The organism is Methylobacterium sp. 17Sr1-1, assembly GCF_003173775.1.
Lineage (GTDB): Bacteria > Pseudomonadota > Alphaproteobacteria > Rhizobiales > Beijerinckiaceae > Methylobacterium.
Genome location: NZ_CP029552.1, coordinates 769,030 through 794,580, shown reverse-complemented (window position 1 = coordinate 794,580; position 25,551 = coordinate 769,030). Strand labels below are relative to the sequence as shown.

Below are 25,551 nucleotides of genomic sequence, written 5' to 3'. Positions count from 1 at the left end.
AGCGAGTTCCAACGGAGACGCGCCGGGCGCCTGAATGAGGACGGACAGGCCATGCGGCCACGGGGTCGCGGCCCTACGATCGCCCGCTGGCTTTCGCCTCTTCGCGTGGCCATAATCCTACCGATGTGACGATGGGCGAGAATGAAACAACGGAATGGGCCGACGCCAAGAACGCGCGCAACCTCGAGGAGCGTGGGATCGATTTCGCCGACTTGGAAGAAGCCTTCGACGGCCGTTTCGCACTCGTGACCGAGGATATCAGGCATGCCTACGGCGAACGGCGATTCAACATGCTCGCCGAACTTCGTGGGGTACTCCTGAACATCACGTTCACGCCGCGACCGCCGAAGAACAGGATTATCTCGGCCCGTGTTGCAAGTCGAAAGGAACGGAGGGCGTACTATGCCAAGCAGCAAAGCAGCTAAGGCAGCGACTGGCCGCACGGACTGGGCCACTCTCCGCGCGATGTCCGAGGACGAAATCGAGCGCATTGCCGCCGAAGATGAAGAAAATCCCGCCACGGATGAGGATTACTGGGCGAATGCAAATATTTATGCACCAGCCAACAAGATTGTGATTCATGCGACTTTCGACAAGGAAGTGGTCGAATTCTTCCAGCGCGGCGGCGCTGATTATTCCGCTCGGATGAACGCGGTATTACGGAGCTACGTAGAAGCGCAGCAGTCCGAAAAGCCCAAGCGCTGAGGAAACGCGAGGAGCGCCCTTTGATCGGGATACTCCTCACATCACATTCACGGCCGTCGATTCTCACACGTCCGCCATCACCCGCGCGCAGACCGCATCGAGCTTGGCCATCAGCGCCGGGTCGCGGTGGGTCGGCGCGGTCATGATCGCGCCGTCGAGGGCCCGGTCGGAACCCGCCGGGCAGGGCTCGCGCTCGGCCGGGAAATCGCGGGCGAGACGGCTCACCAGGCGCGCGGCCTTCGAGGCGTTGGCGCGGGCCACCGCCACCACGGAGGCGACGTCGACGGCGCCGTGCTCCGGGTGCCAGCAATCGAAGTCCGTCACCATCGCGATCGTCGCATAGGTGATCTCGGCCTCGCGGGCGAGCTTGGCCTCCGGCATGTTGGTCATGCCGATCACGTCGTAGCCCTGCGCCTTGTAATTGAGCGACTCGGCGTAGGACGAGAATTGCGGGCCTTCCATGCAGACATAGGTGCCGCCCTTCCGGACCGCGATCTCCTCGGCCTCGGCGGCGGCCAGGATGCGGGCCTGGAGCCCCGGGCCGACCGGATGGGCCATCGAGACGTGGGCGACGCAGCCATTGCCGAAGAACGACGAGGTGCGGCCGACCGTGCGGTCGACGAACTGGTCGACGAGGACGAACAGGCCCGGATAGAGCTCCTGCCGGAACGAGCCGCAGGCCGAGAGCGCCACGATGTCGGTGACGCCGGCGCGCTTGAGCACGTCGATGTTGGCCCGGTAGTCGATGCCGGACGGCGAGAGCCGGTGGCCGCGACCGTGACGCGCCAGGAACACCACCTCGGTCTCGCCGATCCGGCCGATGCGGAGCGAGTCCGACGGCTCGCCCCAGGGCGAGGTGATCCGCTCCTCGCGCACGTCCTCCAGCCCGGGCAGGTCGTAGACGCCCGACCCGCCGATCACTCCGAGCACGGCCTTGACCATGGAGTTCTCCTCTAACGAAAGAGGCCCCTTGCGGGGCCTCGGGTAGGTTCGAATTCGAAGGTCAGCTGGTCTTGTGCAGCTCGGGCTGCAGCCCGTGCGTCTCGCCGCCGACGTCCGACCAGATCTTCTTCTTCACGTAGTAGAGCAGGCCGGCCAGGACGAGCAGGAACAGCATCGCCCGCAGGCCCAGCGACTTGCGCGCCAGGAGGTGCGGCTCGGCCGTCCACATCAGGAAGGCTGTGATGTCGCGCGAGTACTGGTCGACCGTCTCCGGTACGACCGGCTTGCCGTCGGCGCCCTTGGCGTAGGTCACCTGACCGTCGCTGAGGGGCTTGGGCATCGCGATGACGTTACCCGGATAGAACTCGTTGTAGTGCCCGCCCTCCGGCACGGTCACGCCCTTCGGCGGCTCTTCCTTGTAGCCGTTGAGGAGGGCGTGGATGTAGTCCGGACCCTGCTCGGTGTAGCCGATGAAGGGCAGCCAATCGATGATGAACCACAGGCCGCCGCGGGCGAAGGTGCGGGCCTTGGCCATCAGCGACAGGTCCGGCGGCGCCTTGCCGCCATTGGCGGCGGCCGCGGCCTGATCGTTCGGGAACGGCGACGGGAACTTGTCCGCCGGGCGGCCGGGCCGCTCGAACATGTCGCCGGAATCGTTCGGGCCGTCCTTGACCTTGTACTCGGCCGCCAGCGCCTTGACCTGGGCGGCGGAGAAGTCGGGCCCGCCCTCCTCTTCCAGGTTGCGGAAGCGGACGTAGTGCAGGCTGTGGCAGTTCGAGCAGACCTCGCGGTAGACCTGGAAGCCGCGCTGCAGCTGCGCCTGGTCGAAGGTGCCGAACATTCCCGAGAAGGTCCACTTCTCGCGGTGGGGCAGCGGCCCGTGGTCCTCGGCCGAGGCGGCGCCGGCCGACAGGAAGGCGGCGACAGCGGCGGCCAAGAGAGCGCGTGTCCCGAGAGCGCGTGTTCTGATCATTCCCCTCGATGCCCCTTGCGGCGTCGTTAGTGCTTTGTCGTGATCGTGGGAGAGCGGATGCCTTGCGACATCCGCTCTCCGAGGGAGTTCTCAGCCCTTGGTCGGGGGCGCGGCGGCGGCGCCGGCCGGCATGCCGGAGGAGCCGACCTGCTTGCCCGGGCCGGTGACGCTCTCGAGGATCGAGCCCGGCAGGGGCTTCGGCGTCTCGAACAGGCCGACCAGCGGCATCACGATCAGGAAGTGGGCGAAGTAGTAGAAGGTGGCGATGCGCGAGGCGAGCACGTAGCCGCCCTCCGGGGGCTTCGAGCCGAGCCAGCCGAGCAGGAAGCAGCAGAAGATGAAGACCCAGAAGAACTGGCGGTAGATCGGCCGGTAGTTGGCCGAGCGGACCCGCGAGGTGTCGAGCCATGGCGCGAGCGCCAGGATGATCACCGCGCCGAACATCAGGATCACGCCGCCGAGCTTGTCCGGCACCGCGCGCAGGATGGCGTAGAAGGGCAGGAAGTACCACTCGGGCACGATGTGCGCCGGCGTCACGGCGGGGTTCGCCGGGATGTAGTTGTCGGCGTGGCCGAGGTAGTTCGGCTGCAGGAAGATCCAGTAGGCGAAGAAGACGAAGAACACCACCACCGCGAACACGTCCTTGATGGTCGCGTAGGGGGTGAAGGGCACGGCGTCCTTGCCCGACTTGATCGGGATGCCGGTGGGGTTGTTCTGGCCGGTGACGTGCAGCGCCCAGACGTGCAGGACGACGACGCCGGCGATCATGAACGGCAGCAGGTAGTGCAGCGAGAAGAAGCGGTTGATGGTCGGGTTGCCGACCGAATAGCCGCCCCAGAGCAGGCTCTGGATCGTGTCGCCGACGATCGGGATCGCCGCCAGGATGTTGGTGATGACGGTGGCGCCCCAGAACGACATCTGGCCCCACGGCAGGGTGTAGCCGAGGAACGCGGTCGCCATCATCAGGAGGTAGATGATCACGCCGAGGATGTAGAGCACCTCGCGCGGGGCCTTGTACGACCCGTAATAGAGGTTGCGGAACATGTGCACGTAGACCGCGATGAAGAACATCGAGGCGCCGTTGGCGTGCATGTAGCGCAGGAGCCAGCCGTAGTTCACGTCGCGCATGATGTGCTCGACGGAGTTGAACGCCTCGGTCGCCGAGGGCTGGTAGTGCATCGCCAGCCAGACGCCGGTGATGATCTGCGAGCCCAGCATCGCCATCAGGATGGCGCCGAACGTCCAGAAGTAGTTCAGGTTGCGCGGCACCGGGAAGGCGATGAACGAGGAATGGACCAGGCCTGCGATCGGCAGCCGGGCCTCGAACCACTTCGCGAAGCGGCTCTTGGGAACGTAGGTTGTGGCGTGTGCGCTCATGGGGCAGCCCGCGTCTGGCGTTGCTTCACGATTGGCGGAGAATCAGGCGGTGGCGCCTTCGCCGATGCGGACCTTGGTGTCGCCCTGGAAGGCGTAGGGCGGAATCGGCAGGTTGATCGGGGCCGGGCCGCGGGTCACGCGGCCGACCGCGTCGAATTGCGAGCCGTGGCAGGGGCAGCCCCAGCCCTCGTGGCCGTTGGCGTTGGCGATCGGCACGCAGCCGAGATGGGTGCAGTTGCCGTAGGCCACGAGCCAGCGCTCGTGACCGTCCTTGACGCGGCCGAGGAACGGCGCCGGGTCGATCATGCTCGCCGGGGCGACCGCCTTCATGTCGGCGACCTCCTTCTCGGTGAGGTGGCGCACGAAGATCAGCTTGCCGCGCCAGAACACGTTGACGATCTGACCGTCGGCGATCGGCGTGAGGTCGACGTCGATGGGGGCGCCGGCGGCGATCGTCTCGGCATCGGGAGCCATCGAGGCGACGAAGGGCCAGGCCAGGGCCGCGGCCCCGACCACGGCGCCCGCGCCGGTGGCGAGGAACAGGAAGTCCCGGCGGGTCGTCCCGTGGGGATGCGCGGCGTCGGATGGGGCGACGGTGGTGGCCAAGTTCCGGCTCTCCCGAAAATCGTTGACGGCGGGCCGCCGCTCGCGCGGCACCCAGATCTTCTTCTTCACAGGGCGTCGAGGCCCGCGGGAAGGGTCGGCGGGGTTTGTCGTCCCCGATCCTGGCGGACCGAAGCACCTCCCCACGCGTGGCGGCAATGCGACCGGGCGTCGCCGCGCGGCTAGCTCTGTTGCACGGTCAAGCCTCGGAATAAAGGGCGAAAAGGCGCCCCGATCCAGAGGAATTCCAGATTTCCAGGGAGTGTGTTGCGATGCACCGGGACCGGCCGCCGGGCCGTCCCGGTGCGTGGCCGAGAGCCTACTCGGCGGGGGCACCGACGCGGCCGGTGCCCGCGGCTGCGCTGCTATGGCTCAGGCGCAGCACGGTGATCATGCCGACGATGCCAGCGCAGGCGATCAGCAGGAGGCCGCCGGTGAAGCTGCCGGTCCAGTCCTTGATCGCGCCGACGGCGTAGGGAGCGACGAAGCCCGACAGGTTGCCGATCGAGTTCACCACCGCGATCGCGCCGGCGGCGGCCGCGCCCGAGAGGGTCTCGGTCGGCAGCGTCCAGGTGATCGGGAGCGCCCCGAAGATGCCGAGGGCCGCGCCGGAGAACAGGATCACCTTGACGATCGGATCGCCGACGAGGGCCGCCCCGATGGTGCAGACCGACGCGCAGGCGAGCGCCGCGGCGAGGTGGTAGCGCCGCTCGCCTCTGGCGTCCGAGCGCCGGCCCCACCACAGCATGCCCACCGTCCCGACGGCGTACGGGATGACCATCACGAAGCCGGTCTGGGCATTGGTGAGCCCGAAGGCCTTGAAGATCTGCGGCAGGAAGAAGCCGAAGGCGTAGAGCAGCGCGACCGCGCCGAAATACACCACCGCGATGGCGAGCACCCGCGGGTTGAGGATCTCCTGGGTGAGCGGCACGTGCCCCTGGCGCGGGTTGCGGGCGGCCTCCGCGGCGAGCGTCCGCTCGAGCCAGGCGCGCTCGTCGGGGGCGAGCCACTTCGCGTCGGCCGGACGGTCGGTGAGGTAGAAGTAGGTCATCACCGAGAGCACGATCGCCGGCAGCGCCTCGATCACGTAGAGCCACTGCCAGCCCTTGAAGCCGAGCGCGCCGTCGAGCTCGAGCAGCAGGCCCGAGATCGGCGAGCCGATGACGCTCGAGAGCGGGATCGCCACCATGAACAGCGAGACGATGCGGGCGCGGTAGGCCGCCGGGAACCACAAGGTCAGGTAGAAGATGATGCCCGGGAAGAAGCCGGCCTCGGCCGCGCCGAGGAGCAGGCGCATGATGTAGAAGCTGGTCTCGCCGCCGATGAAGGCCATGCCGCCGGAGATCACGCCCCAGCTCAGCATGATGCGGGCGATCCAGCGCCGCGCGCCGAACTTTTCCAGGGCCAGGTTCGACGGCACCTCGAAGATGAAGTAGGTGATGAAGAACAAACCGGCACCGAGGCCGTAGGCGGTGGCCGAGATGCCGAGATCCCGGTTCATCGTCAGCGAGGCGAACCCGACATTGACGCGGTCGAGATAGGCGATGAAGTAGCAGACGATCAGGAACGGGATCAGGCGCCAGCTGACGCGCTTGATCGTGCGGGCTTCGATATCGGTCGTCACGGATTTGTCCTCCCGGCCGGTCGTTGTTCAAGGATCCGGTGCGGCCGGGTTGCGATGGCCCGGCTCTGGCGCCCGGGATGACCGGATTGTTCCCGGTTGGCAAGGAGTGACGATCCGCGGAGGCCCGCGGACTTGTGGGACCGGCCTCTTCTGGTCTAGTGCTCCCCTCCCCCACCGGTGATGCACCGCAGCGAGGCCGCGTCGCGGCCGCGCGGGAGCCGGTGCCCGTTCGAGATGCAGAAGTTCGCCATGGTCACGCCACGCCGCGACAGCGGAGCCGACCGCCCCCAGCTCACCGGAGCCCGGGTGCTCGTCGTCGAGGCCCGCTACTACGAGGACATCGCCGACGAGCTCCTCGCCGGCGCGACGGCCGCGATCGCGGCGTCCGGCGCCGAGGCGGTGGTCGTCACCGTGCCGGGCGCGCTGGAGATCCCGCAGACCGTGGCGATCCTGCTCGAGGCCGCCGCCCGCGCCCACAAGCCCTACGACGCCGTGGTGGCGCTCGGCTGCGTGATCCGCGGCGAGACCGGCCACTACGACATCGTCGCCGGCGAGAGCGCCCGGGCCCTGATGGACCTCTCCGTCATGCTCCGCCTGCCGCTCGGCAACGGCATCCTGACGGTCGAGACCGAGGCCCAGGCCCAGGCCCGCGCCCGGGTCGCGGAGATGAACAAGGGCGGCGGCGCGGCGGAAGCGGCGCTCGCGGTGCTGGCCCTGCGCCGGGCGCAAGACGCGGGCCGCCAGGACCGCACCATCGGCTTCACCCCCCGCCGCACGGAGACCGAGTGAGATGAAGCCCGCCGAGCGCAGCGGCGCCCGCCTCGCGGTGGTCCAGGCCCTCTACGAGATGGAGATCTCCGGCAAGGGCGTGATCGACGCCCTCGCCGAGTTCGAGGCGTTCTGGATCGGCCAGGTGATCGACGAGGTCGAGCACCCGCCGGCCGAGACCGCGTTCTTCCGCGACCTCCTGCGCGGCACCGTCGAGGAGCAGCGGGCGATCGACCAGCGCCTCGACGCGGCGCTCGCCGCCGGTTGGCCCCTGCGCCGGCTCGAAGCGGTGGTCCGCGCGATCCTGCGGGCCGGCGCCTACGAGGTGATGTTCCGCCGCGACGTGCCGGTGAAGGTCGCGATCTCCGAATACGTCGACGTCGCCCACAGCTTCTACGAGGGCGAGGAGCCGGGCCTCGTCAACGCGGTGCTCGACAAGGTCGGCCGCGCGGTGCGCCCGGACGATTTCAACAAGGGCTCGCGGGCCGGGTGAGGCGGGACCATCCCGGATCTTCGGCCTGATCCTTCGGATTAGGCAGGATGGTGCGAGCGCACGGAAAATCCTCGTCTGTCGTCATTCGATCATTGCGACGCCCCGGCCACGGGTCTAGCTGTCGGCTGAGGTTCGGGCCGGGAACGGCGTCGCCCGCCACCCCGTCCCTCGCCGCGAGACCGCCCCCGCGATGGCACGCCCCGATCTGCCCCGCCCCACGGAAGACGAGCTGATCGCCCGCTACTTCGCGCCGCTCGCCGGCGCCGGCGGGCTGGGCTTGCGCGACGACGCCGCCCTGCTGACGCCGAGCCCGGGCCACGACCTCGTGCTCACCACCGACGCGGTGGTGGCCGGCGTGCACTACTTCCCCGACGACCCGCCGGCCTCGATCGCCTGCAAGGCGCTCGGCGTGAACCTGTCCGATCTCGCCGCCAAGGGGGCGGAGCCGCGGGGCTTCCTGCTGACGCTCGCCCTGTCGGACGAGTGGGACGAATCCTGGCTCGCCGAGTTCTGCACCGGCCTGAGCGAGGCCGCGGCCCTGGCGAGCTGCCCGCTTCTGGGCGGCGACACCGTGCGGGCGGCCGGCCCCACGCTGCTGGGCATCACCGCCCTCGGCGAGGTTCCCTCCGGCACCATGGTGCGGCGAAGCGCGGCGAGGGTCGGCGACCGGCTCCTCGTCTCGGGCAGCATCGGCGACGCGGCGCTCGGCCTCCGGCTCCGGCAGAAGCCCGCCGCGTCCTGGGGCGAGTCCCTGTCCTTCCCGGCCCGCACCGCCCTCGTCGACCGCTACCTGCATCCGCAGGCCCGCCTCGCCCTCGCGCCGGCCTTGCGGGCCCATGCCCGCGCGGCGATGGACGTGTCGGACGGGCTCGTCGGCGACATCGCCAAGATGATGCGGTCGGCCGACCTGAGCGCCGAGATCGCGATCGACGCGGTGCCGCTCTCCGACGCGGCCCGGGCGGCGCTGGCGGTGAAGCCCGACCTCCTCGACATCGCGCTCACCGGGGGCGACGATTACGAGATCCTCTGCGCCGCCGATCCGGCGCAGGTCCCGGCCCTGCAGGAGGCGGCTGCGCGGGCCGGCGTGCCGCTCACCGCGATCGGCACGGTGACGGAGGGCAGCGCCCCGCCGGTCTTCCGCGGAGCCGAGGGCGCGGCGCGCGGCTTCCGCGCCGGCTCGTTCAGCCATTTCTAGCGAGGGGACCGGGACCGCCGACGCCGCTCGCCTCAGAGGAAGCTCTGCGGATCGACGTCGATTCCGACCCTGAGATTGCCCCGCACTTTCGGCCCCCGGGCGAGCCAGTCGCGCAGGTAACCCTGGAGGTCGATCTCGCGCTCGGTCTTGACCAGGAGGCGGAAGCGGTAGCGGCCGCGCACCAGGGCCAGCGGCGCCTCGGCGGGGCCGAGCACCATCACGCCGGGCGGCGGCTCGGCGACGCGGGCGAGCGCCCGGCCATGGGCTTCGGCGGCCTCGCGATCGGTGCAGGAGATGACGAGCGCCGCGAGGCGCCCGAAGGGCGGCAGGCCGGCGACCTCGCGCGCCGCCGTCTCCTCGGCGTAGAAGCGCTCGGCATCGCCCGAGATGAGGGCCGAGATCACCGGGTGCTCGGGCTGGTAGGTCTGGACCAGGGCCCGACCCGGCTTCTCGCCGCGGCCGGCCCGGCCCGTGACCTGCTGGAGTAGCTGGAAGGTGCGCTCGGCGGCGCGGGGATCGCCGGAGGTCAGACCGATATCGGCGTCGAGCACGCCGACCAGCGTCAGGTGCGGGAAGTTGTGCCCCTTGGCGACGAGCTGGGTGCCGACGACGATGTCGCAGCCGCCCTCGGCCACGGTCTGGAGCTCGGCCCGCAGCCGCTCGGCCCCGCCGGGAAAGTCGCTCGACAGCACGATCACGCGCTTGTCCGGGAAGGTGGCGGAGACCTCCTCGGCGATGCGCTCGACACCCGGCCCGCAGGCAGTGAGGTTGTCGAAGGTGCCGCACTCGGTGCAGGCCTCGGGCCGCCGCTCGGCATGGCCGCAATGGTGGCAGACCAGCGCCCGGCGGAAGCGGTGCTCGACGAGCCAGGTCGAGCAGTTCGGGCATTGGTAGCGGTGGCCGCAGGCCCGGCACAGGGTGAGGGGCGCGTAGCCGCGGCGGTTGAGGAACAGGAGCGCCTGCTCGTCCCGGGCATTGGTCTCGGCGATGGCCGAGACCAGGCTCGGCGACAGGTATCGCCCGCGCGGCACCTTCTCGCCCCGCATGTCGATGGCGCGGATCTCCGGCAGGCGCCGTCCGCCGAAGCGCTCGGGCATCACCACCCGGCGGTAGCGGCCGCGCTCGGCATTGACCCGGGTCTCGATCGCGGGCGTGGCCGAGGCCAGCACCACGGCGGCGTTCTCGAGCTTACCGCGCACCACCGCCATGTCGCGGGCGTGGTAGCAGACGCCGTCATCCTGCTTGTAGGCGCCCTCGTGCTCCTCGTCGACGACGATCAGGCCGAGCTTTCGGAACGGCAGGAACAGGGCCGAGCGGGCGCCCACCACCACCTGCACCTCGCCCGACGCCACCCCGGCCCGGATCCGCTCGCGCCGCCGCCCGCCGATCCCGGAATGCCAGGCGGCGGGCCGGACACCAAAGCGCTTGGCGAAGCGGTCGAGGAATTGGGCGGTGAGCGCGATCTCCGGCATCAGCACCAGGGATTGCACGCCCCGGCGCAGGGCCTCGGCCACGACCTCGAAATAGACCTCCGTCTTGCCCGATCCGGTCACGCCTTCGAGGAGCGTCACGCCGCCCTCCCCCGCGTCGCCTCCGCCGGGCGGCGGCGCGGTCAGCGTGGCGATCAGCGCGCGGGCCGCCTCGGCCTGGGGCCCGGAGAGGGCGTCGTGCGGGTGGTCGGGATCGGGCGGCTCGGCGACGCGCTCGGGTGCCAGCGCCACGGTCTCCAGCACGCCGTCGTCGATGAGCCCGTCGACCACGCCTGCGCTGACCCCGGCCTCGAGGCTGAGCGCCCGCTTGCCCCGCACCACGCCGTCGGCCGCCACCGCCACCACCTTGGCCCGGGCCGGGGTCATCCGGCTCGGCGGCATCCCGGTCGCCCGCACGCCGACCTTCGCGGTCTCGGTGCGGCTCTCCTCCGGCAAGCGCAAGGCCATGGCGAGGGCCGAGCCCTTCGGCGCCAGGGTGTAGCGGGCGATCCACTCGACGAGGCGGCGGAGCGCCGGGCTCAAAGCCTCGACGCCGATCCGGCCGGTGACGCGCCGCAGGTTCGAGCCGGCGCCGTCGCGCAGGGACCACACCACCCCCACGGTCTCCCGCGGCCCGAGCGGCACCTGCACCACGTCGCCCTCCGCGAGGGTGAGCTCGGGCGGCACGGCGTAGCTGTAGGCCTGGTCGAGGGCGAGCGGGATCAGGACGTCGGCGATCGGGGCGGTCATCGGGCTTTGCAGTCGGGGGGCATGTGACCGTTCATATAGGAACGGTCACGCCGGCTCGCCCTCGGAGGTCTCCTCATCCCCGCCGATGCGCCGCCGCACCCCCCACTCGGCGAGCACCGCGTTGAGGTCGTCGAGGATGAAGTGGCGGGCGCTGTCCTGGTCGTAGCCCTCCTCCAGGAGGGAATCGTACTCGGTGAAGACGTGGCGGGCGTAAGCGACCATGCCGAGCCAGGCCGCGGTCTCCGGGGCGGCGCCGCGCAGGCCCGGGCTCGCCAGCGCCCGGTCGACGATCGCCTCCGCCTCGAATTCCGGCACACGCGGCGCCAGACGGGAGAGCGCCGCCTCCACCGCCTCGCGGCGGGTTGGGAGCGCGCGGCGGGGCACGGGATCGGGGCGGCGGCTCATCGGCGTCCTTCGCGGGCGGGAGGGTGACCCTGCCGGAGCGGGGCGGTCGTGTCACCCCTGGGCTGGCTTGCGGATTGCTCCGACGAGGACGCGCATCGCCGCTCCCCGCGAGCGGGAGGGCTGTCCGGGGCAATGAGTGGCCCGGGTTTCTCCTCCCCGCTTCGCGCAGGGCTGTCCGGGGAAACGAAATAGCGCGAGTTTACCCCTCCCCCCTCTGCGGGGGAGGGTGGCCCCCGGAGGGGGTCGGGAGAGGGGACGCCGCTTCCGGAGATGTCGCGACCATGATGACAGGCGCCCCTGACATCCGCCGCTTGCTCGGCAATCTGTGGAGGCATGCTCTCGCGCAAAAGGAGCCGGCGACAGGCCGGCTCCACGTCATCTCCCCTGACAGTCCCGTGCAGCGGCGAAGGTTATCGCGGCTGGCACTGCGCGTTCTCCCGAGAAGAGATCACTCCTCGGCGGCGAAGCGGCCGTGGCAGTGCTTGTACTTCTTGCCCGAGCCGCAGGGGCAGGGCTCGTTGCGGCCGACGCGGCCCCAGGTTCCGGCATCGTCGGGGTTGCGCTCCAGCACCGGCGCGTCAGCGTTGAGCGCCTGGCCGGCGAACGCGTAGGCCCCGCCGCCACCCCCGGCCGCGCCCTCGGCGTAGGCGAACTCGTTCTCGCCGGTCACCGGGTCGAGGTGCTGGGCGAACATCGGCGGCAGGCCCTGCGGCTCCGGCTCCTGGTACATGATCTCGACCCGCATCAGCTGGCCGGTCACCTGCTCGCGCAGGGAGCCGACGAGGCTGTTGAACAGGTCGAACGCCTCCGACTTGTACTCGTTCAGCGGGTCGCGCTGGGCGATGCCGCGCCAGCCGATCACCTGGCGCAGGTGGTCGAGGGTGACGAGGTGCTCGCGCCAGAGGTGGTCGAGGCTCTGGAGCAGCACCTGCTTCTCCACGTAGGCCATCACCTCGGGGGTGTTGCGGGCGGTGCGCTCGGCGTAAGCCTCGTCGGCGGCCTTGCGCAGGCGCTCGCGGATCTCCTCGTCGGCGATGCCCTCTTCCTTGGCCCAGTCCTCGACCGGCACGTCGAGGTTGAGGTCGCGGGTCACGCTCTCGCGAAGCCCCGCGATGTCCCACTGCTCCGGATAGGCGTCCTCCGGCACGTGGCGCGCCACCACGTCCTCGATCACGCCCTGGCGCATCTCGTCGACGGTGTCGCGGACGCTCTCCTGCGCCATGAACTCGCGCCGCTGCTCGAACACGACCTTGCGCTGGTCGTTCATGACGTTGTCGTACTTGAGCACGTTCTTGCGCATGTCGAAGTTGCGCGCTTCGACCTTCTGCTGCGCCTTGGCGATCGCCTTGTTGATCCACGGATGGATGATCGCCTCGCCCTCCTCGAGCCCGAGGCGCTGGAGCATGCCGTCCATGCGGTCGGAGCCGAAGATCCGCATCAGGTCGTCCTGAAGCGAGAGGTAGAACTTCGAGCGGCCGGGATCGCCCTGGCGGCCGGAGCGGCCGCGCAACTGGTTGTCGATGCGCCGGCTCTCGTTGCGCTCGGTGCCGACGATGTAGAGGCCGCCGGGCAGAGCGACCTTCCGGCCGGCGGCCGGGTCGGCAGGCTCGCCCGAAGCGAGCACCTTGGCGCGGTTCTGCTCGATCTCGGCCTTGAGCGCAGCGATGCGGGCGTCGCGCTCCGGCCCCTCGGGGACGTTCGCGAGCTCCTGCTCGATGCGCATGTCGAGGTTGCCGCCGAGCTTGATGTCGGTGCCGCGGCCGGCCATGTTGGTGGCGATGGTGATCGCGCCGGGCACGCCGGCCTCGGCGACGATGTAGGCTTCCTGCTCGTGGAAGCGGGCGTTCAGCACGGCGAAGCGCTTGGTCACCCGGCCCTCGCGGGCCGCCGCGTAGACGTCCTCCAGCGCCGACGGGTCGCTGTAGTCCAGCGGCTTGTAGCCGTGCTTGACGAGCAGGCTGGCGAGGTGCTCCGAGCGCTCGATCGACCCGGTGCCGACCAGGACCGGCTGCAGGCGCGCATGCGCCTTGTCGACCTCCTTGATGATCGCGGCGTATTTCTCGTCGACGGTGCGGTAGACCTCGTCGTCCTCGTCGACGCGCTCGACCTCCTTGTTGGTCGGGATCTCGACCACTTCGAGGTTGTAGATCTCCTGGAACTCGTCGGCCTCGGTCGAGGCGGTGCCGGTCATGCCGGCGAGCTTCTTGTAGAGGCGGAAGTAGTTCTGGAAGGTGATCGAGGCGAGCGTCTGGTTCTCGGGCTGGATCGTCACCCGCTCCTTGGCCTCGAGCGCCTGGTGCAGCCCCTCCGAGTAGCGCCGGCCGGGCATCATGCGGCCGGTGAACTCGTCGATGATCACCACCTCGTCGTTGCGGACGATGTAGTCCTTGTCGCGGGTGAACAGGGTGTGGGCCCGGAGCGCCTGGTTGACGTGGTGGACCAGCGTCACGTTGTGGGCGTCGTAGAGGTCGCCCTCCTTGAGGATGCCCTCCTCGCGCAGCAGTTCCTCGATGTGCTCGTTGCCGTTCTCGGTGAGCGAGACCGTGCGCTGCTTCTCGTCGAGGTCGTAATCCTCGCGCACGAGCCGCGGCATGATCGCGTCGATCGCGGTGTAGAGGTCGGAGCGGTCGTCGATCGGCCCCGAGATGATCAGCGGCGTGCGCGCCTCGTCGATCAGGATCGAGTCGACCTCGTCGACGATCGCGTAGTTGTGGCCGCGCTGGACCATCTGGCCCAGCTCGTACTTCATGTTGTCGCGAAGATAATCGAAGCCGTACTCGTTGTTGGTGCCGTAGGTGATGTCGCAGGCATAGGCCGCCTTGCGCTCGACGTCGTCGAGGCCGTGCACGATGATGCCGGTCGTGAGACCGAGGAAGCGGTAGACCCGCCCCATCCACTCCGCGTCGCGGCGGGCGAGGTAGTCGTTGACGGTGACGACGTGGACGCCCTTGCCCGACAGGGCGTTGAGGTAGGTGGCGAGCGTCGCCACCAGGGTCTTGCCCTCGCCGGTCTTCATCTCGGCGATGCCGCTCTCGTGCAGCACCATGCCGCCGATCATCTGCACGTCGAAGTGGCGCTGGCCGAGCACGCGCTTGGCCGCCTCGCGCACGGTCGCGAAGGCCGGAACCAGGATGTCGTCGAGGGTCTTGCCGGCGGCGAGTTCGGCCTTCAGGGCGTCGGTGCGGGCGCGCAGGGCCTCGTCGGACAGGGCCGCCAGCTCGGGCTCGAGGGCATTGATGGCCTGGACGCGGGGTCGGTATCCCTTCACCCGGCGGTCGTTGGACGACCCGAAGATCTTCTTGGCAAGGGAACCCAGCATCGTGAACCTGCGATCGATCGTAACGGTAGTGGCGCGCGCCGCGGGCGCCTTATAGGCCCATATAGGGAGCCGTGCACCCAAAAGGCAGCGGGCGCGGGAGCACAACCGTGGCCGTGCTGCGAAAGACGGGGGGCGGAGGGCGGATCCGCCGCTTGATTCCCGTCCCGGCACCGCTCTAGCTGCCGTTCCGACGACAACAGAACGGCCGCACGGGCAACGAGGCGGCCGGGGAGGACGACATGACACGTTTGAGCCGGGCGCTCGCCCGCACCACCGCCCTCGTCGCGGGTCTCGCTCTCGCAGGCGCCGCGCAGGCGCAGACCGCGCAGAAGGGCGCCTCCGACGGCGTGGTGAAGATCGGCATCCTCAACGACCAGTCCGGCGTCTACGCCGATTTCGGCGGCCGCGGCTCGGTCGAGGCGGCGAAGATGGCGGTCGAGGATTTCGGGGGCAAGGTCCTCGACGTGCCGGTGCAGATCGTCGACGCCGACCACCAGAACAAGCCGGACATCGCCTCGAACATCGCCCGGCAGTGGTACGACACCGACAAGGTCGATGCCATCATGGAGCTGACCACCTCCTCGGTGGCGCTCGCTGTGCAGGGCCTGTCGAAGGAGAAGCGCAAGATCACCATCGTCGATGGGGCCGCGACGTCGGACCTGACCGGCAAGCAGTGCACGCCGTACGGCTTCCACTGGGCCTACGACACCCACGCACTCGCGGTCGGCACCGGCGGCTCGCTGGTCGAGACCGGCGGCGACACCTGGTTCTTCCTCACCGCCGACTACGCCTTCGGCTCGGCGCTCCAGGCCGACGTCACCCAATACGTGACCCAGAAGGGCGGCAAGGTGGTGGGCGCGGTGCGCCATCCGCTCAGCGCCCAGGATTTCTCGTCGTTCCTGCTCCAGGCGCAGGGCTCGGGCGCCAAGATCGTCGGCCTCGCCAATGCCGGCCTCGACACCTCGAACGCGATCAAGCAGGCGGCGGAGTTCGGCATCGTCCAGGGCGGCCAGCGCCTCGCAGCCCTGCTGTTCACGCTGTCGGAGGTGCACGGCCTCGGCCTCAAGGCGGCGCAGGGCATCGTGCTGACGGAAGGCTATTACTGGGACCTCGACGACCAGGCCCGGGGCTTCGCCAAGCGCTTCATGGCCAAGACCGGCAAGATGCCGAACATGATCCAGGCCGGCACCTATTCCTCGGTGCTGCACTACCTGAAGGCGGTGAAAGCCGCCGGCACCGACGACACCGACGCCGTGGCGGCCAAGATGCGCGAATTGAAGGTCGACGACTTCTTCGGCCGCGGCGGCACGGTGCAGGCCAACGGCCGCATGGTCCACGACATGTACCTGTTCCAGGTCAAGTCGCCGGCCGAGTCGAAGGCGCCGTGGGACTATTACAAGCTGCTGGCGACGATTCCGGGCGACAAGGCGTTCCTGTCGGCCAAGGCGAGCGGGTGCCCGCTGACGCCGTGAGGCTTCGGACCGGAGGGGCTAGAGCGCTTCACGATCGCTCCGCAATCGCGAAGCTTCTCTAGGTCTTTGGTTTTGCCGCATTTTCTGCGACCAACCGGTATCCACTTCGTCGGAAAATGCTCTAGCTGGCTCCCTCCACGGCGCCGACACCCTCGATGTCATCCCGGTGCCGCGCGGCGGAACCCGGGATGACGCGGAGCATCGGAAGCGGGGCGCCCCCTCTTTACATCACGCGAAGTACTGGCCGCCGTTGATGGTCAGGGTCGAGCCGGTGATGAAGCCCGCCTGCTCGCCGGCCAGGAACTCGACCGCGCGGGCGATCTCCTCGGCCTCGCCGAGACGGCCGACCGGGATGTGCGGGAGGATCTTGGCCTTCAGCACCTCCTCAGGGATCGCCTTCACCATCTCGGTGCCGATGTAGCCGGGCGCGATCACGTTGACGGTGATGCCCTTGTTGGCGTTCTCCTGCGCCAGCGCCTTGGCGAAGCCGATCACGCCGGCCTTGGCGGCGGAGTAGTTGGTCTGGCCCATCTGGCCCTTCTGGCCGTTGATGGACGAGATCAGGATGATGCGGCCGAACCCGCGCGAGCGCATGCCGTCGATCAGCGGACGGGTGCAGGTGAACATCGAGTCGAGGTTGGTGCGGATGACCGCCTGCCACTGCTCGAAGGTCATCTTGTGGAACATGCCGTCCCGGGTGATGCCGGCATTGTTGACCAGGATGTCGATCGGGCCGAGCTCTCCTTCCGCAGCGCGGATCCCGGCCTCGCAGGCCGCGGCGTCGCCGACGTCGAACTTGAAGACCGGGATCCCGGTCTCGCTCTTGAAGGCCTGCGCGGCCTCGTCGTTGCCGCCGTAATTGGCCGCGACCTTGTACCCGGCCTCCTTCAGACCTTTCGAGATCGCAGCGCCGATGCCGCGCGTGCCCCCGGTGACCAGTGCGACGCGTTCTGCCATGTGCCCTCTCCTTGTGAGCGTTCGAGCGATCCGTCCCTCGGCGCGCCCCCGTGGTACTTTACGGAAGGCCGCCGTTCCACAACGAAGGCGGGTGCTGTCCCGCTTCTTTAAGTACTAACTGTAGTGGAGCGGCCGGGCTCCCGGCCGCTCCTGATCTCAGTGTAATATTTCAGAGAGCTCTTACCGCTCCAGGCACATCGCGACGCCCATGCCGCCGCCGATGCAGAGCGTGGCGAGGCCCTTCTTGGCGTCGCGGCGCTGCATCTCGTGCAGCAGGGTGACGAGGACGCGGGCGCCGGACGCGCCGATCGGGTGGCCGATGGCGATGGCGCCGCCGTTCACGTTCACCTTCGCGTCGTCGAAGCCGAGGTCCTTGTTGACCGCGAGCGCCTGGGCCGCGAAGGCCTCGTTGGCCTCGATCAGGTCGAGGTCGGAGGCCTTCCAGCCGGCCTTTTCGAGGGCCTTGCGCGAGGCCGGGATCGGGCCGGTGCCCATGATCTTCGGATCGACGCCGGCGGTGGCCCAGGAGGCGATGCGGGCGAGCGGCTTGAGGCCGCGCTTCTCGGCTTCTGCCGCCGACATCAGCACCAGGGCGGCGGCGCCGTCGTTGATGCCCGAGGCGTTGCCGGCGGTGACCGTGCCGTCCTTCGAGAAGGCGGGCTTCAGCTTGGCCATGCCCTCGGGGGTCGCGCCCTCGCGGATGTACTCGTCGGCATCGACCACCACGTCGCCCTTGCGGCCGGGCACGGTGACGGGGGCGATCTCGTCCTTGAAGCGGCCTTCCTTCTTGGCGGCCTCGGCCTTGTTCTGCGACCGGGCGGCGAAGGCGTCCTGCTCCTCGCGGGTCAGCTGCCACTGCTGGGCGATGTTCTCGGCGGTGTTGCCCATGTGGTAGCCGTTGAAGGCGTCCATCAGGCCGTCCTTCAGCATCGTGTCGACGAGCTTCAGGTCGCCCATCTTCTGGCCGCCGCGCAGGTACTGGGCGTGGGGGGCCATCGACATCGATTCCTGGCCGCCGGCCACGATGATGTCGGCGTCGCCGTTGGCGATCTGCTGCATGCCGACCGCGACGGTGCGCAAGCCCGAGCCGCAGAGCTGGTTGAGGCCCCAGGCGGTCTTCTCCTGCGGGATGCCGGCGGCCATGGCGGCCTGGCGGGCCGGGTTCTGGCCCTCGCCGGCGGCGAGCACCTGGCCGAAGATCACCTCGTCGACCTCCTCAGGGGAGACCTTGGCCCGCTCCAGCGCCGCCTTGATGGCGACCGCGCCGAGCTTGTGGGCTGGCACGGTGGCAAAGGCCCCGTTGAACGAGCCGACCGGCGTGCGAGCGGCACCCACGATGACGATATCTGACTTCTCGGCCATGCGCCTCTCCTTGACCCTCTCCCAGCGTCACGGGATGCCGGCGGCCCGCTTCCGGCGGCTCTTGTCCCGCGTGCTTTGGGGTGGATGAAAGCGTTGCCCTGCGCGAAGTCAAGGCGTGCACGGCCGGTTCTCGCCCTGGCAGCGCGGCCAGTTTGCGTGGACGGCGCGCAGATTGCTATTTTCGCCAGCGCACGAAGGCCTTAAGGTCCAATCATGAGAACCGGTGAAAATTCGGCTCGCCCGGCCCCGTCCAGTTCCCGCCGGGTTCGCCAAGGGGTCGGCCAAGAGCCTGGCAAAGAGGGAGGCCACGCACCGATGGCGGAGAGCGGCAAGTCGACACCTACCGTCATCAAGAAGTACGCCAACCGGCGTCTCTATCATACGGGCACCTCGACCTACGTCACGCTGGAGGACCTCGCCGCGATGGTGCAGGCCGGCGAGGATTTCGTGGTCTACGACGCGAAGTCGGGTGAGGACATCACCCGCTCGGTGCTGACCCAGATCATCTTCGAGCAGGAGAACAAGGCCGGCGCCGAGAACCTGCTGCCGGTGGCCTTCCTGCGCCAGCTGATCCGCTTCTACGGCGACAGCATGCGGGCGATGGTGCCGAGCTTCCTCGAATACTCGATGGACCATCTCGCCCGCGAGCAGGACGGCCTGCGCGAGAAGATGTCCCAGACCTTCGGCCCCACCGCCTTCCAGCACGCCATGGAGGAGCAGGTGCGCGCCAACATGAGCTTCTTCAGCGAGGCCATGCGGATGTTCACGCCGTTCGGCGCCGGCGGGCAGCCCGGCGCCGGCGCCGGGGACAAGCCGGCCGAGCCGCCGGTCCCCGCCCCGGCCGCGCCCAAGGGCGAGCTCGACGACCTCAAGCGCCAGATGGCCGAGATGCAGACCCGGCTCGAAGCCCTGGCGAAGAAGTAGCGGGACGACGAAGGCGCGGGAGGGAACACGGCAGGCGGCTTGCGGCGTTGTCCGTCGTCACCTCGTCAGGGCCGCCACCATGTCCCAGCCCGATACGCCCGTCCCGGATCCGGACGCCCCCGGCCGCGCCCTCGTCCCGATCGGGGGATCCGAGACACCCCGGGCCGTACCGGCCCGGCCGCTCGCGACCTTCCTGGTCCAGCTGATCGATGGGCCGGGCGGATGCTTGCGGCCGTCGCGGCGCGACCGCTCCCGGGTGGCCTCGGCGCGGTACGCCGCCGTCGGGAGCCTCGACTGACGCCATCCGGATGAGGGGACCGCTCCGGTCGCTCCTACGCCACCGCCGCCTCCCGCTCCCCCACCCGCGGCACCAGCGCCATCAGCGAGCGCAGGGCCGGGCTCGCCTCGCCCGCCCAGACCAGGTGCGTGCGGTTGACCCGCAACGAGGCCGGCAGCGCGTGGCGCGCCACCGCGTGGCCCAGCACCGCGTGGTCCAGCACCTCCGCCGGCACGATCGCCGCCCCGGTGCCGGCGGCCACGCAGGCGACGATGGCGTGGTAGGAGCTCATCTCCAGGATCCGCTCCGGCGACCGGCCCGCCGCGGCGAGCCACTCGAACAGGCGCTGGCGGTAGGAGCAGCCGTGCGGGAAGGCCACCACGGTCCGGGCCACCATGTCCTCTCCCGCGCTCTTCGCCGTGATCAGCACCAGCTCCTCGTCGAAGGCCGGCATCGTGGACAGGGTGCCGCGCTCGAACGGCTCGGAGACGAAGGCCGCCTCGACCTCGTGGCGCTCCAGCTGGCGCAGCATCGCCCGGGTCGTGCCGGTCTGCAGCTCGATCGTCACGTCGGGATGGCGGGCGTGGAACGCCGAGAGGATCGGCGGCAGCCGGGCGCCGGCGGCGCTCTCGAGCGAGCCGAGCCGCAAGACCCCGCGCACGCCGCCGCCGCGCAACTCCCGCTCGGCCAGGTCCGCCAGCTGCAGGAGCTTCTCGGCGTGGCCGAGCAGGGTGCGTCCGGCCTCGGTGAGGATCAGCGTGCGGCCCTCGCGCCGGAACAGCGCGACGCCGAGCCGTTCCTCGAACTGCTTGATCCGGGTGGTGACGTTGGACGGCACCCGGTTCAGCAGGCTCGCCGCCCGCGTCACCCCGCCCTCCCGCACCACGGCGCGGAAGATGTGCAGGTCGTCGAGGTCCATCATTCTCATGAGGAGAATGATGCGTCACGATAATTCATTTTTCAAGACGATGCGGCGGGTGTCTGATCGCCCGCATGAGCACCACGGACGTTCCCCTCGCCCGCCTCCAGAAGGCCGGCCCACTCGCGCCCTCGACCGACGGCCCGGTCGTCGCCGGCGGCATCCTCGCCCTCGCGGTCGCCATGGGCATCGGCCGCTTCGCCTTCACGCCGCTCCTGCCGCTGATGCTGCGCGACGGCGCCGTGACCAGCACGGTCGGTGCCGAATGGGCGGCGGCCAACTATGCCGGCTACCTCGTCGGAGCGCTGACGGCGGCGTGGTTCGCGGGCGATCCGGGCCGGGGCCTGCGCCTGAGCCTCGCCGGAGTGGCGCTGACGACGTTCGCCATGGCGGGGGCCGGCAGCCCCGCGCCGGTCGTCCTCGGCGCCGCCTTGCGGGCGGCGGCCGGAGTGTTCAGCGCCTGGGCGCTGGTCTGCGCCAGCGGCTGGTGCCTCGCCGAACTCGCCCGCCGCCAGGCGCCGCGTCTCGGGGCCTGGATCTATACCGGCGTCGGCCTCGGCATCGCGCTCGCCGGTCTCCTCGCCTGGCTCGGCGGGCGCCAGCCGGCCGTCCATCTGTGGCTCGAACTCGGGGCGGTGGCGACGGCAGGCGCCCTCGCCGTCGGGCTCCTGTCGCGCAGGCAGGGCGCCGAGCCGTCCGGCGCGGCGGAGCGCGAGGCCGCGGCCACCGTCCGGGGCGCCGGCCAGGGCGGCCTCATCCTGTGCTACGGCACCTTCGGTTTCGGCTATATCGTGCCGGCGACGTTCCTGCCCGCGATGGCGCGGGAGCTGACCCCCGACCCGCTGGTCTTCGGCCTGGCCTGGCCGCTCTTCGGCCTCGCCGCGGTGACCTCGGTCGCGGTCGCGGCCCGGGCCCTCGCGGGGGTGCCGCGCCGGCGGCTCTGGGCGGGGGCGCAGGGGATCATGGCCCTCGGCACCGTGCTGCCGCTCGCCGTCCACGCCCTCTGGGCGGTCGCGGCCTCGGCGCTGCTGGTCGGCGGCACCTTCATGATCGCCACCATGGCGGGGCTGCAACTCGCCCGCGAGGCGCGGCCCGACGCGCCGACGCCGCTGCTCGCCCGGATGACCGCCGCCTTCGCGGCCGGGCAGATCCTCGGCCCGCTCCTGGTCCGCGCCCTCGGGCCCGGGCACTGGGCCGGCCTCGACGCCCTGGACCTCACCGGCGCGCTCGCGACGCTGCTCCTGGTGCTCACCGCCCTCTGGCTGTGGCGGGCCGGCCGCGCCCCGGCCTGAGGGAGCCCACAAACGAGAACGGCGCCCGCGAGGGGCGCCGTCATCCCGTGCCGGTCATCGGCGGCGCGTTCAGCGCCGCCACGCCGGATCACGCGTCGGACTTGACCTTCAGCACCTGGCGACCACGGTACATGCCGGTCTTCAGGTCGATGTGGTGCGGGCGGCGCAGCTCGCCGGAATCCTTGTCCTCGACGTAGGTCGGGGCCTTGAGGGCGTCGGCGGAACGGCGCATGCCGCGCCGCGACGGAGAGGTCTTTCGCTTCGGAACGGCCATTGAAACTACTTCCCGTGCAACAAAACAGGCGCGAGGCCGCCCCGGGCGGAGCCGCCGCGCGCGTCGCGAACCTGTTCGGAGCGGGGTCTATAGAGGAGACGCGCCGCCCTGGCTAGGGGACTCGCTCCAAAAAGCCGTCGCTCGCGGCACGGATCCATTAAGGCGCCGTTCAACGGCGAAGGCGGCATGATGCCCTTGCCGCTCGGGACGCCGAAGCCCGGCCCCGAGCGCGGCACGATCGGAGCGTCCCGATGATTCGTCTCCCCCGCCTGACCCGTGCGCTGGCCGTCGCCGCCCTGCTCGGCGCCGGCCCCGCCCTGGCCCAGACGCCTGCGCCCTCGACCACCCCCACGACCCGCCCGGCCCCGACCGCCCCGGCTCCCACGGCGCCGGCGGCCCCCAAAGCCCCCGAGGCCCCGAAGGTCGCGCCCGCCGGCAAGCCGGCCCTCATCGACCTCAACAGCGCCTCCAAGGACGAGCTGGAGACCCTGTCGGGCATCGGCGCGGCCCGCTCCGAGGCGACCATCAAGGGACGGCCGTATCGCGGCAAGGACGAGCTCCTGTCGAAGAAGATCGTCCCGTCGAACGTCTACGAGGGCATCAAGGACAAGGTCATCGCCCGCCAGAAGAGCTGATCGGGCATCCTTGCCGGCCCACGGGAGGGGTGATAGGCGCCGGGGAGCCATTTTCGACGCTTCCCGGACGCTTCATCCATGCCCCACCGCCTGCACCGCGGCGACCTGCCCGACGATTACGTGCCGGGCCCGTCCATCGCGGTCGACACCGAGACCCTCGGCCTCCAGCCCCACCGCGACCGGCTCTGCGTGGTGCAGATCTCCCGCGGCGACGGCGAGGCCGACCTGGTGCAGATCCCGCGGGTCGGTCCCGAGCCGGTGGTGCTCAAGCGGGTGATGGCCGATCCGGCGGTGACCAAGATCTTCCACTACGCCCGCTTCGACCTCGCGGTGCTCTCCCATCGTCTCGGCGTGATGCCGGGACCGGTCTACTGCACCAAGATCGCCTCGCGCCTCGCCCGCACCTACACCGACCGGCATGGCCTGAAGGACCTGGTGCGCGAGCTGATCGGCGTCGACCTGTCGAAGCAGCAGCAATCCTCGGATTGGGGCGCCGACACCCTGACCCAGGCGCAGATCGACTACGCCGCCTCCGACGTGCTCCACCTCCATGCCCTGCGCGAGCGGCTCGACCTGATGCTCGCCCGCGAGGAGCGCACCGCGATCGCCCAGGCCTGCTTCGACTTCCTGCCGACCCGCGCCCGCCTCGACCTGCTCGAATGGGACGAGACCGACATCTTCGCGCATAGCTGAGGCGTCGTATCACAAGCCCGCGCAGCGCTTGAGCGAAGCCGATTTCCGCATCGCGAAGCGATCGATCGGAAATCGTATGAGAACGGCGGGACGAAGCGTCGCCGTTCTGTTAACCTGCCGGCCATAACTTCGACACCGGGCCGGAGCACGAGGGGGCGCTGACGTCCCGCCGCACCCCGGCACGATGCAGGTGGCCACGACCTTGCTGCAAGCTTCCCCGCTCGACGCGCTCCCCTCCGCGGGCCTCGATCCCCGGCGCCTGCGCGCCCATGCCCGGGCGCGCCGCCACAGCGCCCAGGTGCGCTGGCTGCGGCGCGCGATCCCCCTCGGGGCGGCTGCTGCGGGGCTCGCCATCGTGGTCGGGACCTGGCTCAATCCCTTCGCCGATCTCGGCGTCTCGGTCAGCCTCGGCTCGATCGGCGTCTCGGGCTCGAAGGTGACGATGGAGAGCCCGCGCCTCTCGGGCTACCGCTCGAAGGACAACCGCCCCTACGTGGTCACCGCCAAGGCCGCGCTCCAGGACGTGCGCAAGCCCTTCGTGATCGAGTTGCAGAACATGCTCGGCCGCCTCACCACCGACGAATCGGGGGGGCTGGCCCATATCGAGGCCACCGCCGGCATCTTCGACACCCAGAAGGAGGCGCTGGAATTGAGCCAGCACATCCGCCTCTGGACCGACAAGGGCCAGGAGGCCCGGCTGACCTCGGCCCATGTCGACTTCAAGGCCGGTGCGATGTCGTCGCGCGAGGCCGTCACCGTCACGATGCCGACCGGCTCGATCAAGGCCGACGGGCTGGAGGTGACCGAGAGCGGCAAGACCATCTCGTTCGTCGGCAACGTCAAGGCGGTCTTTACCAGCCACGCCCCCCAGGATTCCTCGGACGAGACTCCGCCGCTGCGGACCACCGAGGCCCAGATCAAGGACGATTGAGCCCGTGCGTCCCCGTCTCCCGGCCCTCGCGGCGCTCGGCTGCCTCACCCTCGGCGCCCTCGCCCTGCCCTCCGCCCCGCGGGCCGAGACCCCGGCCGCGCCTGCCGCCAAGAAGAAGGAGGCCGGCTCCGGCTTCGGCGCCTTCGGCAGCGGCGGCGGCAAGGAGCCGATCAAGATCGACGCCGACCGGCTCGACGTGTTCGACCGCGAGAACAAGGCGGTCTTCGCCGGCAACGTCGTGGCGGTGCAGGGCGAGAGCACGATCCGCTGCTCCAGCATGACCGTGCACTACCAGCGCAAGGAGAAGGACCCGAAGGCGAAGGGGGCCGAGGCCAAGGGTGCAGAGCCCAAGGGCGCAGAGCCCAAGGCGCCCGAGGTGAAGCCCGACGCGAAGGCGTCCATCGCCCAGCCGGCGGAGGCCAAGCCCGTCGAGAAAGCGGCGAAGGTCGAGGTGAAGCCCGAGCCCAAGGCGGAGGCCAAGGCCGAGAAGGCGTCCGATCCCACCGACGGCAGCGCGATCCGCCAGGTGGTCTGCGCCGGCCCGGTCACGGTGGTGTCGAAGGACCAGGTGGCGAGCGGCGACAACGCGGTGTTCGACCGGGTGGCGAACCGGGTCGTGCTGACCGGCAACGTGGTCCTGAGCCAGTGCCAGAACGTCACACGCGGCTCGCGCCTCGTCTACGACATGAATACCGGCCGAGCGAACATGGATCCGGTCGCCGGTGGGCGGGTTTCGGCGATGTTCGTGCCCGGCGGCAAGGACGACAGCGCCAAGGGTAAGCAGGCGGGCTGTGCGCAGCCGGCCGGTCAGGCAGGGAAGGCGGCGCCGAAGCCGCGGGGGTAGGCGGGGAGTTGAGGGCGATCGATCTGCAGCGGAATCGTAAGCCCTCAAGCCGTTCGGCTCGACAGTGCGGCCGGCTGCCGAGAATGGGGGCGGCCCGCAGGCTTGAGCATCACACACCTCGGTTTCATCCCGTCGCTCAACAAGGGCTACCTCGTCGGGTACTCCTGCTTACCTCGCGGGCATTTGCAGCCGATCTGCTCAAGCTTGCCGATTAGCGTCATGCGGGCAATCTTGAATGAACGGCAGACTGAGGCGTTGCTGGCACCCGGCCGGCATGTGCGGAAAATCCTTGTAGCCACGTTTCCGCGCACTCTGCCAATCCGACAGGGCTTGCCGCGCAAACGTTAC

General features: G+C 70.0%; 25 protein-coding genes. 13 read left to right on the top strand and 12 right to left on the bottom strand.

Translation table 11 applies throughout. The features are described from left to right. The first annotated feature begins 131 nt into the window (after window positions 1-131). Together DK412_RS03630 and DK412_RS03625 are read left to right on the top strand one after the other, a co-directional pair. Entirely contained in the window at window positions 132-425 is a 294-nt protein-coding gene (locus DK412_RS03630; protein WP_109970836.1) for a BrnT family toxin, read from the top strand. Next, entirely contained in the window at window positions 403-705 is a 303-nt protein-coding gene (locus DK412_RS03625) for a BrnA antitoxin family protein (protein WP_109970835.1), read from the top strand. The genes DK412_RS03630 and DK412_RS03625 overlap by 23 nt, the downstream gene beginning before the upstream one ends. 63 nt (window positions 706-768) lie before the next feature. Here the strand turns inward: DK412_RS03625 and DK412_RS03620 are convergent, their stop codons facing one another. From DK412_RS03620 to DK412_RS03600, 5 genes are all read right to left on the bottom strand, one after another. Further along, window positions 769-1,647: an S-methyl-5'-thioadenosine phosphorylase gene (locus tag DK412_RS03620; protein ID WP_109970834.1), complete on the bottom strand. Its 879-nt coding sequence runs from the start codon at window positions 1,645-1,647 to the stop codon at window positions 769-771. 61 nt (window positions 1,648-1,708) lie between these two features. Continuing rightward, entirely contained in the window at window positions 1,709-2,620 is a 912-nt protein-coding gene (locus DK412_RS03615; protein ID WP_109970833.1) for a cytochrome c1, read from the bottom strand. Between the two features lie 90 nt (window positions 2,621-2,710). Continuing rightward, a complete protein-coding gene (locus DK412_RS03610; protein ID WP_109970832.1) occupies window positions 2,711-3,997 on the bottom strand; it encodes a cytochrome b N-terminal domain-containing protein in 1,287 nt (428 codons plus the stop codon). 42 nt (window positions 3,998-4,039) lie between these two features. After that, the gene (gene petA / locus DK412_RS03605; protein WP_109975040.1) at window positions 4,040-4,603 is read right to left on the bottom strand and encodes a ubiquinol-cytochrome c reductase iron-sulfur subunit; all 564 of its coding nucleotides are present in this window, start codon (window positions 4,601-4,603) and stop codon (window positions 4,040-4,042) included. Between the two features lie 316 nt (window positions 4,604-4,919). Continuing rightward, window positions 4,920-6,224 carry an MFS transporter gene (locus tag DK412_RS03600; protein WP_109970831.1) on the bottom strand — a complete coding sequence of 435 codons (1,305 nt, stop codon included), beginning with the start codon at window positions 6,222-6,224 and terminating at the stop codon, window positions 4,920-4,922. Between the two features lie 249 nt (window positions 6,225-6,473). Between DK412_RS03600 and ribH the strand changes: the two genes are divergently transcribed. The 3 genes from ribH (at window position 6,474) to thiL (ending at window position 8,680) form a co-directional block, all read left to right on the top strand. After that, window positions 6,474-7,013, top strand: a complete 540-nt coding sequence (gene ribH / locus DK412_RS03595) for a 6,7-dimethyl-8-ribityllumazine synthase (protein WP_109975039.1) — start codon at window positions 6,474-6,476, stop codon at window positions 7,011-7,013. A gap of 1 nt (window position 7,014) precedes the next feature. Beyond that, on the top strand, window positions 7,015-7,485 hold the full coding sequence (gene nusB / locus DK412_RS03590) for a transcription antitermination factor NusB (RefSeq protein WP_093564234.1): 471 nt from the start codon (window positions 7,015-7,017) through the stop codon (window positions 7,483-7,485). A 190-nt stretch (window positions 7,486-7,675) separates the two neighbouring features. After that, a complete protein-coding gene (gene thiL, locus DK412_RS03585) occupies window positions 7,676-8,680 on the top strand; it encodes a thiamine-phosphate kinase (RefSeq protein ID WP_109970830.1) in 1,005 nt (334 codons plus the stop codon). A 32-nt stretch (window positions 8,681-8,712) separates the two neighbouring features. Here thiL and DK412_RS03580 read toward each other — a convergent pair whose 3' ends face one another. From DK412_RS03580 to secA, 3 genes are all read right to left on the bottom strand, one after another. Next, complete coding sequence (locus tag DK412_RS03580; protein WP_109970829.1) at window positions 8,713-10,899, bottom strand: primosomal protein N'; 2,187 nt, start codon at window positions 10,897-10,899, stop codon at window positions 8,713-8,715. 45 nt (window positions 10,900-10,944) lie between these two features. Beyond that, entirely contained in the window at window positions 10,945-11,304 is a 360-nt protein-coding gene (locus DK412_RS03575) for a DUF2293 domain-containing protein (protein ID WP_109970828.1), read from the bottom strand. A 448-nt stretch (window positions 11,305-11,752) separates the two neighbouring features. Next, window positions 11,753-14,623 (bottom strand): preprotein translocase subunit SecA, encoded by a 2,871-nt coding sequence (secA, locus tag DK412_RS03570; protein WP_109970827.1) that lies wholly within the window; start codon window positions 14,621-14,623, stop codon window positions 11,753-11,755. A gap of 239 nt (window positions 14,624-14,862) precedes the next feature. On the opposite strand from secA, the gene DK412_RS03565 reads away from it, so the two are divergent. Then, window positions 14,863-16,095 (top strand): ABC transporter substrate-binding protein, encoded by a 1,233-nt coding sequence (locus DK412_RS03565; RefSeq protein WP_109970826.1) that lies wholly within the window; start codon window positions 14,863-14,865, stop codon window positions 16,093-16,095. 228 nt (window positions 16,096-16,323) lie between these two features. Here the strand turns inward: DK412_RS03565 and phbB are convergent, their stop codons facing one another. Together phbB and DK412_RS03555 are read right to left on the bottom strand one after the other, a co-directional pair. Continuing rightward, complete coding sequence (gene phbB, locus DK412_RS03560) at window positions 16,324-17,052, bottom strand: acetoacetyl-CoA reductase (protein WP_109970825.1); 729 nt, start codon at window positions 17,050-17,052, stop codon at window positions 16,324-16,326. Window positions 17,053-17,232: 180 nt separating this feature from the next. Beyond that, complete coding sequence (locus tag DK412_RS03555; RefSeq protein WP_109970824.1) at window positions 17,233-18,414, bottom strand: acetyl-CoA C-acetyltransferase; 1,182 nt, start codon at window positions 18,412-18,414, stop codon at window positions 17,233-17,235. A 315-nt stretch (window positions 18,415-18,729) separates the two neighbouring features. Between DK412_RS03555 and phaR the strand changes: the two genes are divergently transcribed. Next, window positions 18,730-19,338: a polyhydroxyalkanoate synthesis repressor PhaR gene (gene phaR, locus DK412_RS03550; protein ID WP_109970823.1), complete on the top strand. Its 609-nt coding sequence runs from the start codon at window positions 18,730-18,732 to the stop codon at window positions 19,336-19,338. Window positions 19,339-19,417: 79 nt separating this feature from the next. Further along, entirely contained in the window at window positions 19,418-19,636 is a 219-nt protein-coding gene (locus DK412_RS03545) for a hypothetical protein (protein WP_109970822.1), read from the top strand. A gap of 34 nt (window positions 19,637-19,670) precedes the next feature. Here the strand turns inward: DK412_RS03545 and DK412_RS03540 are convergent, their stop codons facing one another. Continuing rightward, window positions 19,671-20,534: a LysR family transcriptional regulator gene (locus tag DK412_RS03540; RefSeq protein WP_204165488.1), complete on the bottom strand. Its 864-nt coding sequence runs from the start codon at window positions 20,532-20,534 to the stop codon at window positions 19,671-19,673. A 74-nt stretch (window positions 20,535-20,608) separates the two neighbouring features. Between DK412_RS03540 and DK412_RS03535 the strand changes: the two genes are divergently transcribed. After that, window positions 20,609-21,826 (top strand): YbfB/YjiJ family MFS transporter, encoded by a 1,218-nt coding sequence (locus DK412_RS03535; protein ID WP_109970820.1) that lies wholly within the window; start codon window positions 20,609-20,611, stop codon window positions 21,824-21,826. Between the two features lie 88 nt (window positions 21,827-21,914). Here DK412_RS03535 and rpmF read toward each other — a convergent pair whose 3' ends face one another. After that, on the bottom strand, window positions 21,915-22,100 hold the full coding sequence (gene rpmF / locus DK412_RS03530; RefSeq protein ID WP_048425702.1) for a 50S ribosomal protein L32: 186 nt from the start codon (window positions 22,098-22,100) through the stop codon (window positions 21,915-21,917). A gap of 251 nt (window positions 22,101-22,351) precedes the next feature. On the opposite strand from rpmF, the gene DK412_RS03525 reads away from it, so the two are divergent. The 4 genes from DK412_RS03525 to DK412_RS03510 all read left to right on the top strand — a co-directional run bounded on the left by DK412_RS03525 (window position 22,352) and on the right by DK412_RS03510 (window position 25,203). After that, a complete protein-coding gene (locus DK412_RS03525) occupies window positions 22,352-22,735 on the top strand; it encodes a helix-hairpin-helix domain-containing protein (protein ID WP_109970819.1) in 384 nt (127 codons plus the stop codon). Window positions 22,736-22,813: 78 nt separating this feature from the next. Further along, window positions 22,814-23,428: a ribonuclease H-like domain-containing protein gene (locus DK412_RS03520; RefSeq protein WP_109970818.1), complete on the top strand. Its 615-nt coding sequence runs from the start codon at window positions 22,814-22,816 to the stop codon at window positions 23,426-23,428. A 202-nt stretch (window positions 23,429-23,630) separates the two neighbouring features. Then, window positions 23,631-24,359, top strand: a complete 729-nt coding sequence (gene lptC, locus DK412_RS03515; protein WP_245447410.1) for an LPS export ABC transporter periplasmic protein LptC — start codon at window positions 23,631-23,633, stop codon at window positions 24,357-24,359. 169 nt (window positions 24,360-24,528) lie between these two features. After that, window positions 24,529-25,203 carry an LptA/OstA family protein gene (locus DK412_RS03510; RefSeq protein ID WP_245447695.1) on the top strand — a complete coding sequence of 225 codons (675 nt, stop codon included), beginning with the start codon at window positions 24,529-24,531 and terminating at the stop codon, window positions 25,201-25,203. Window positions 25,204-25,551 lie beyond the last annotated feature (348 nt).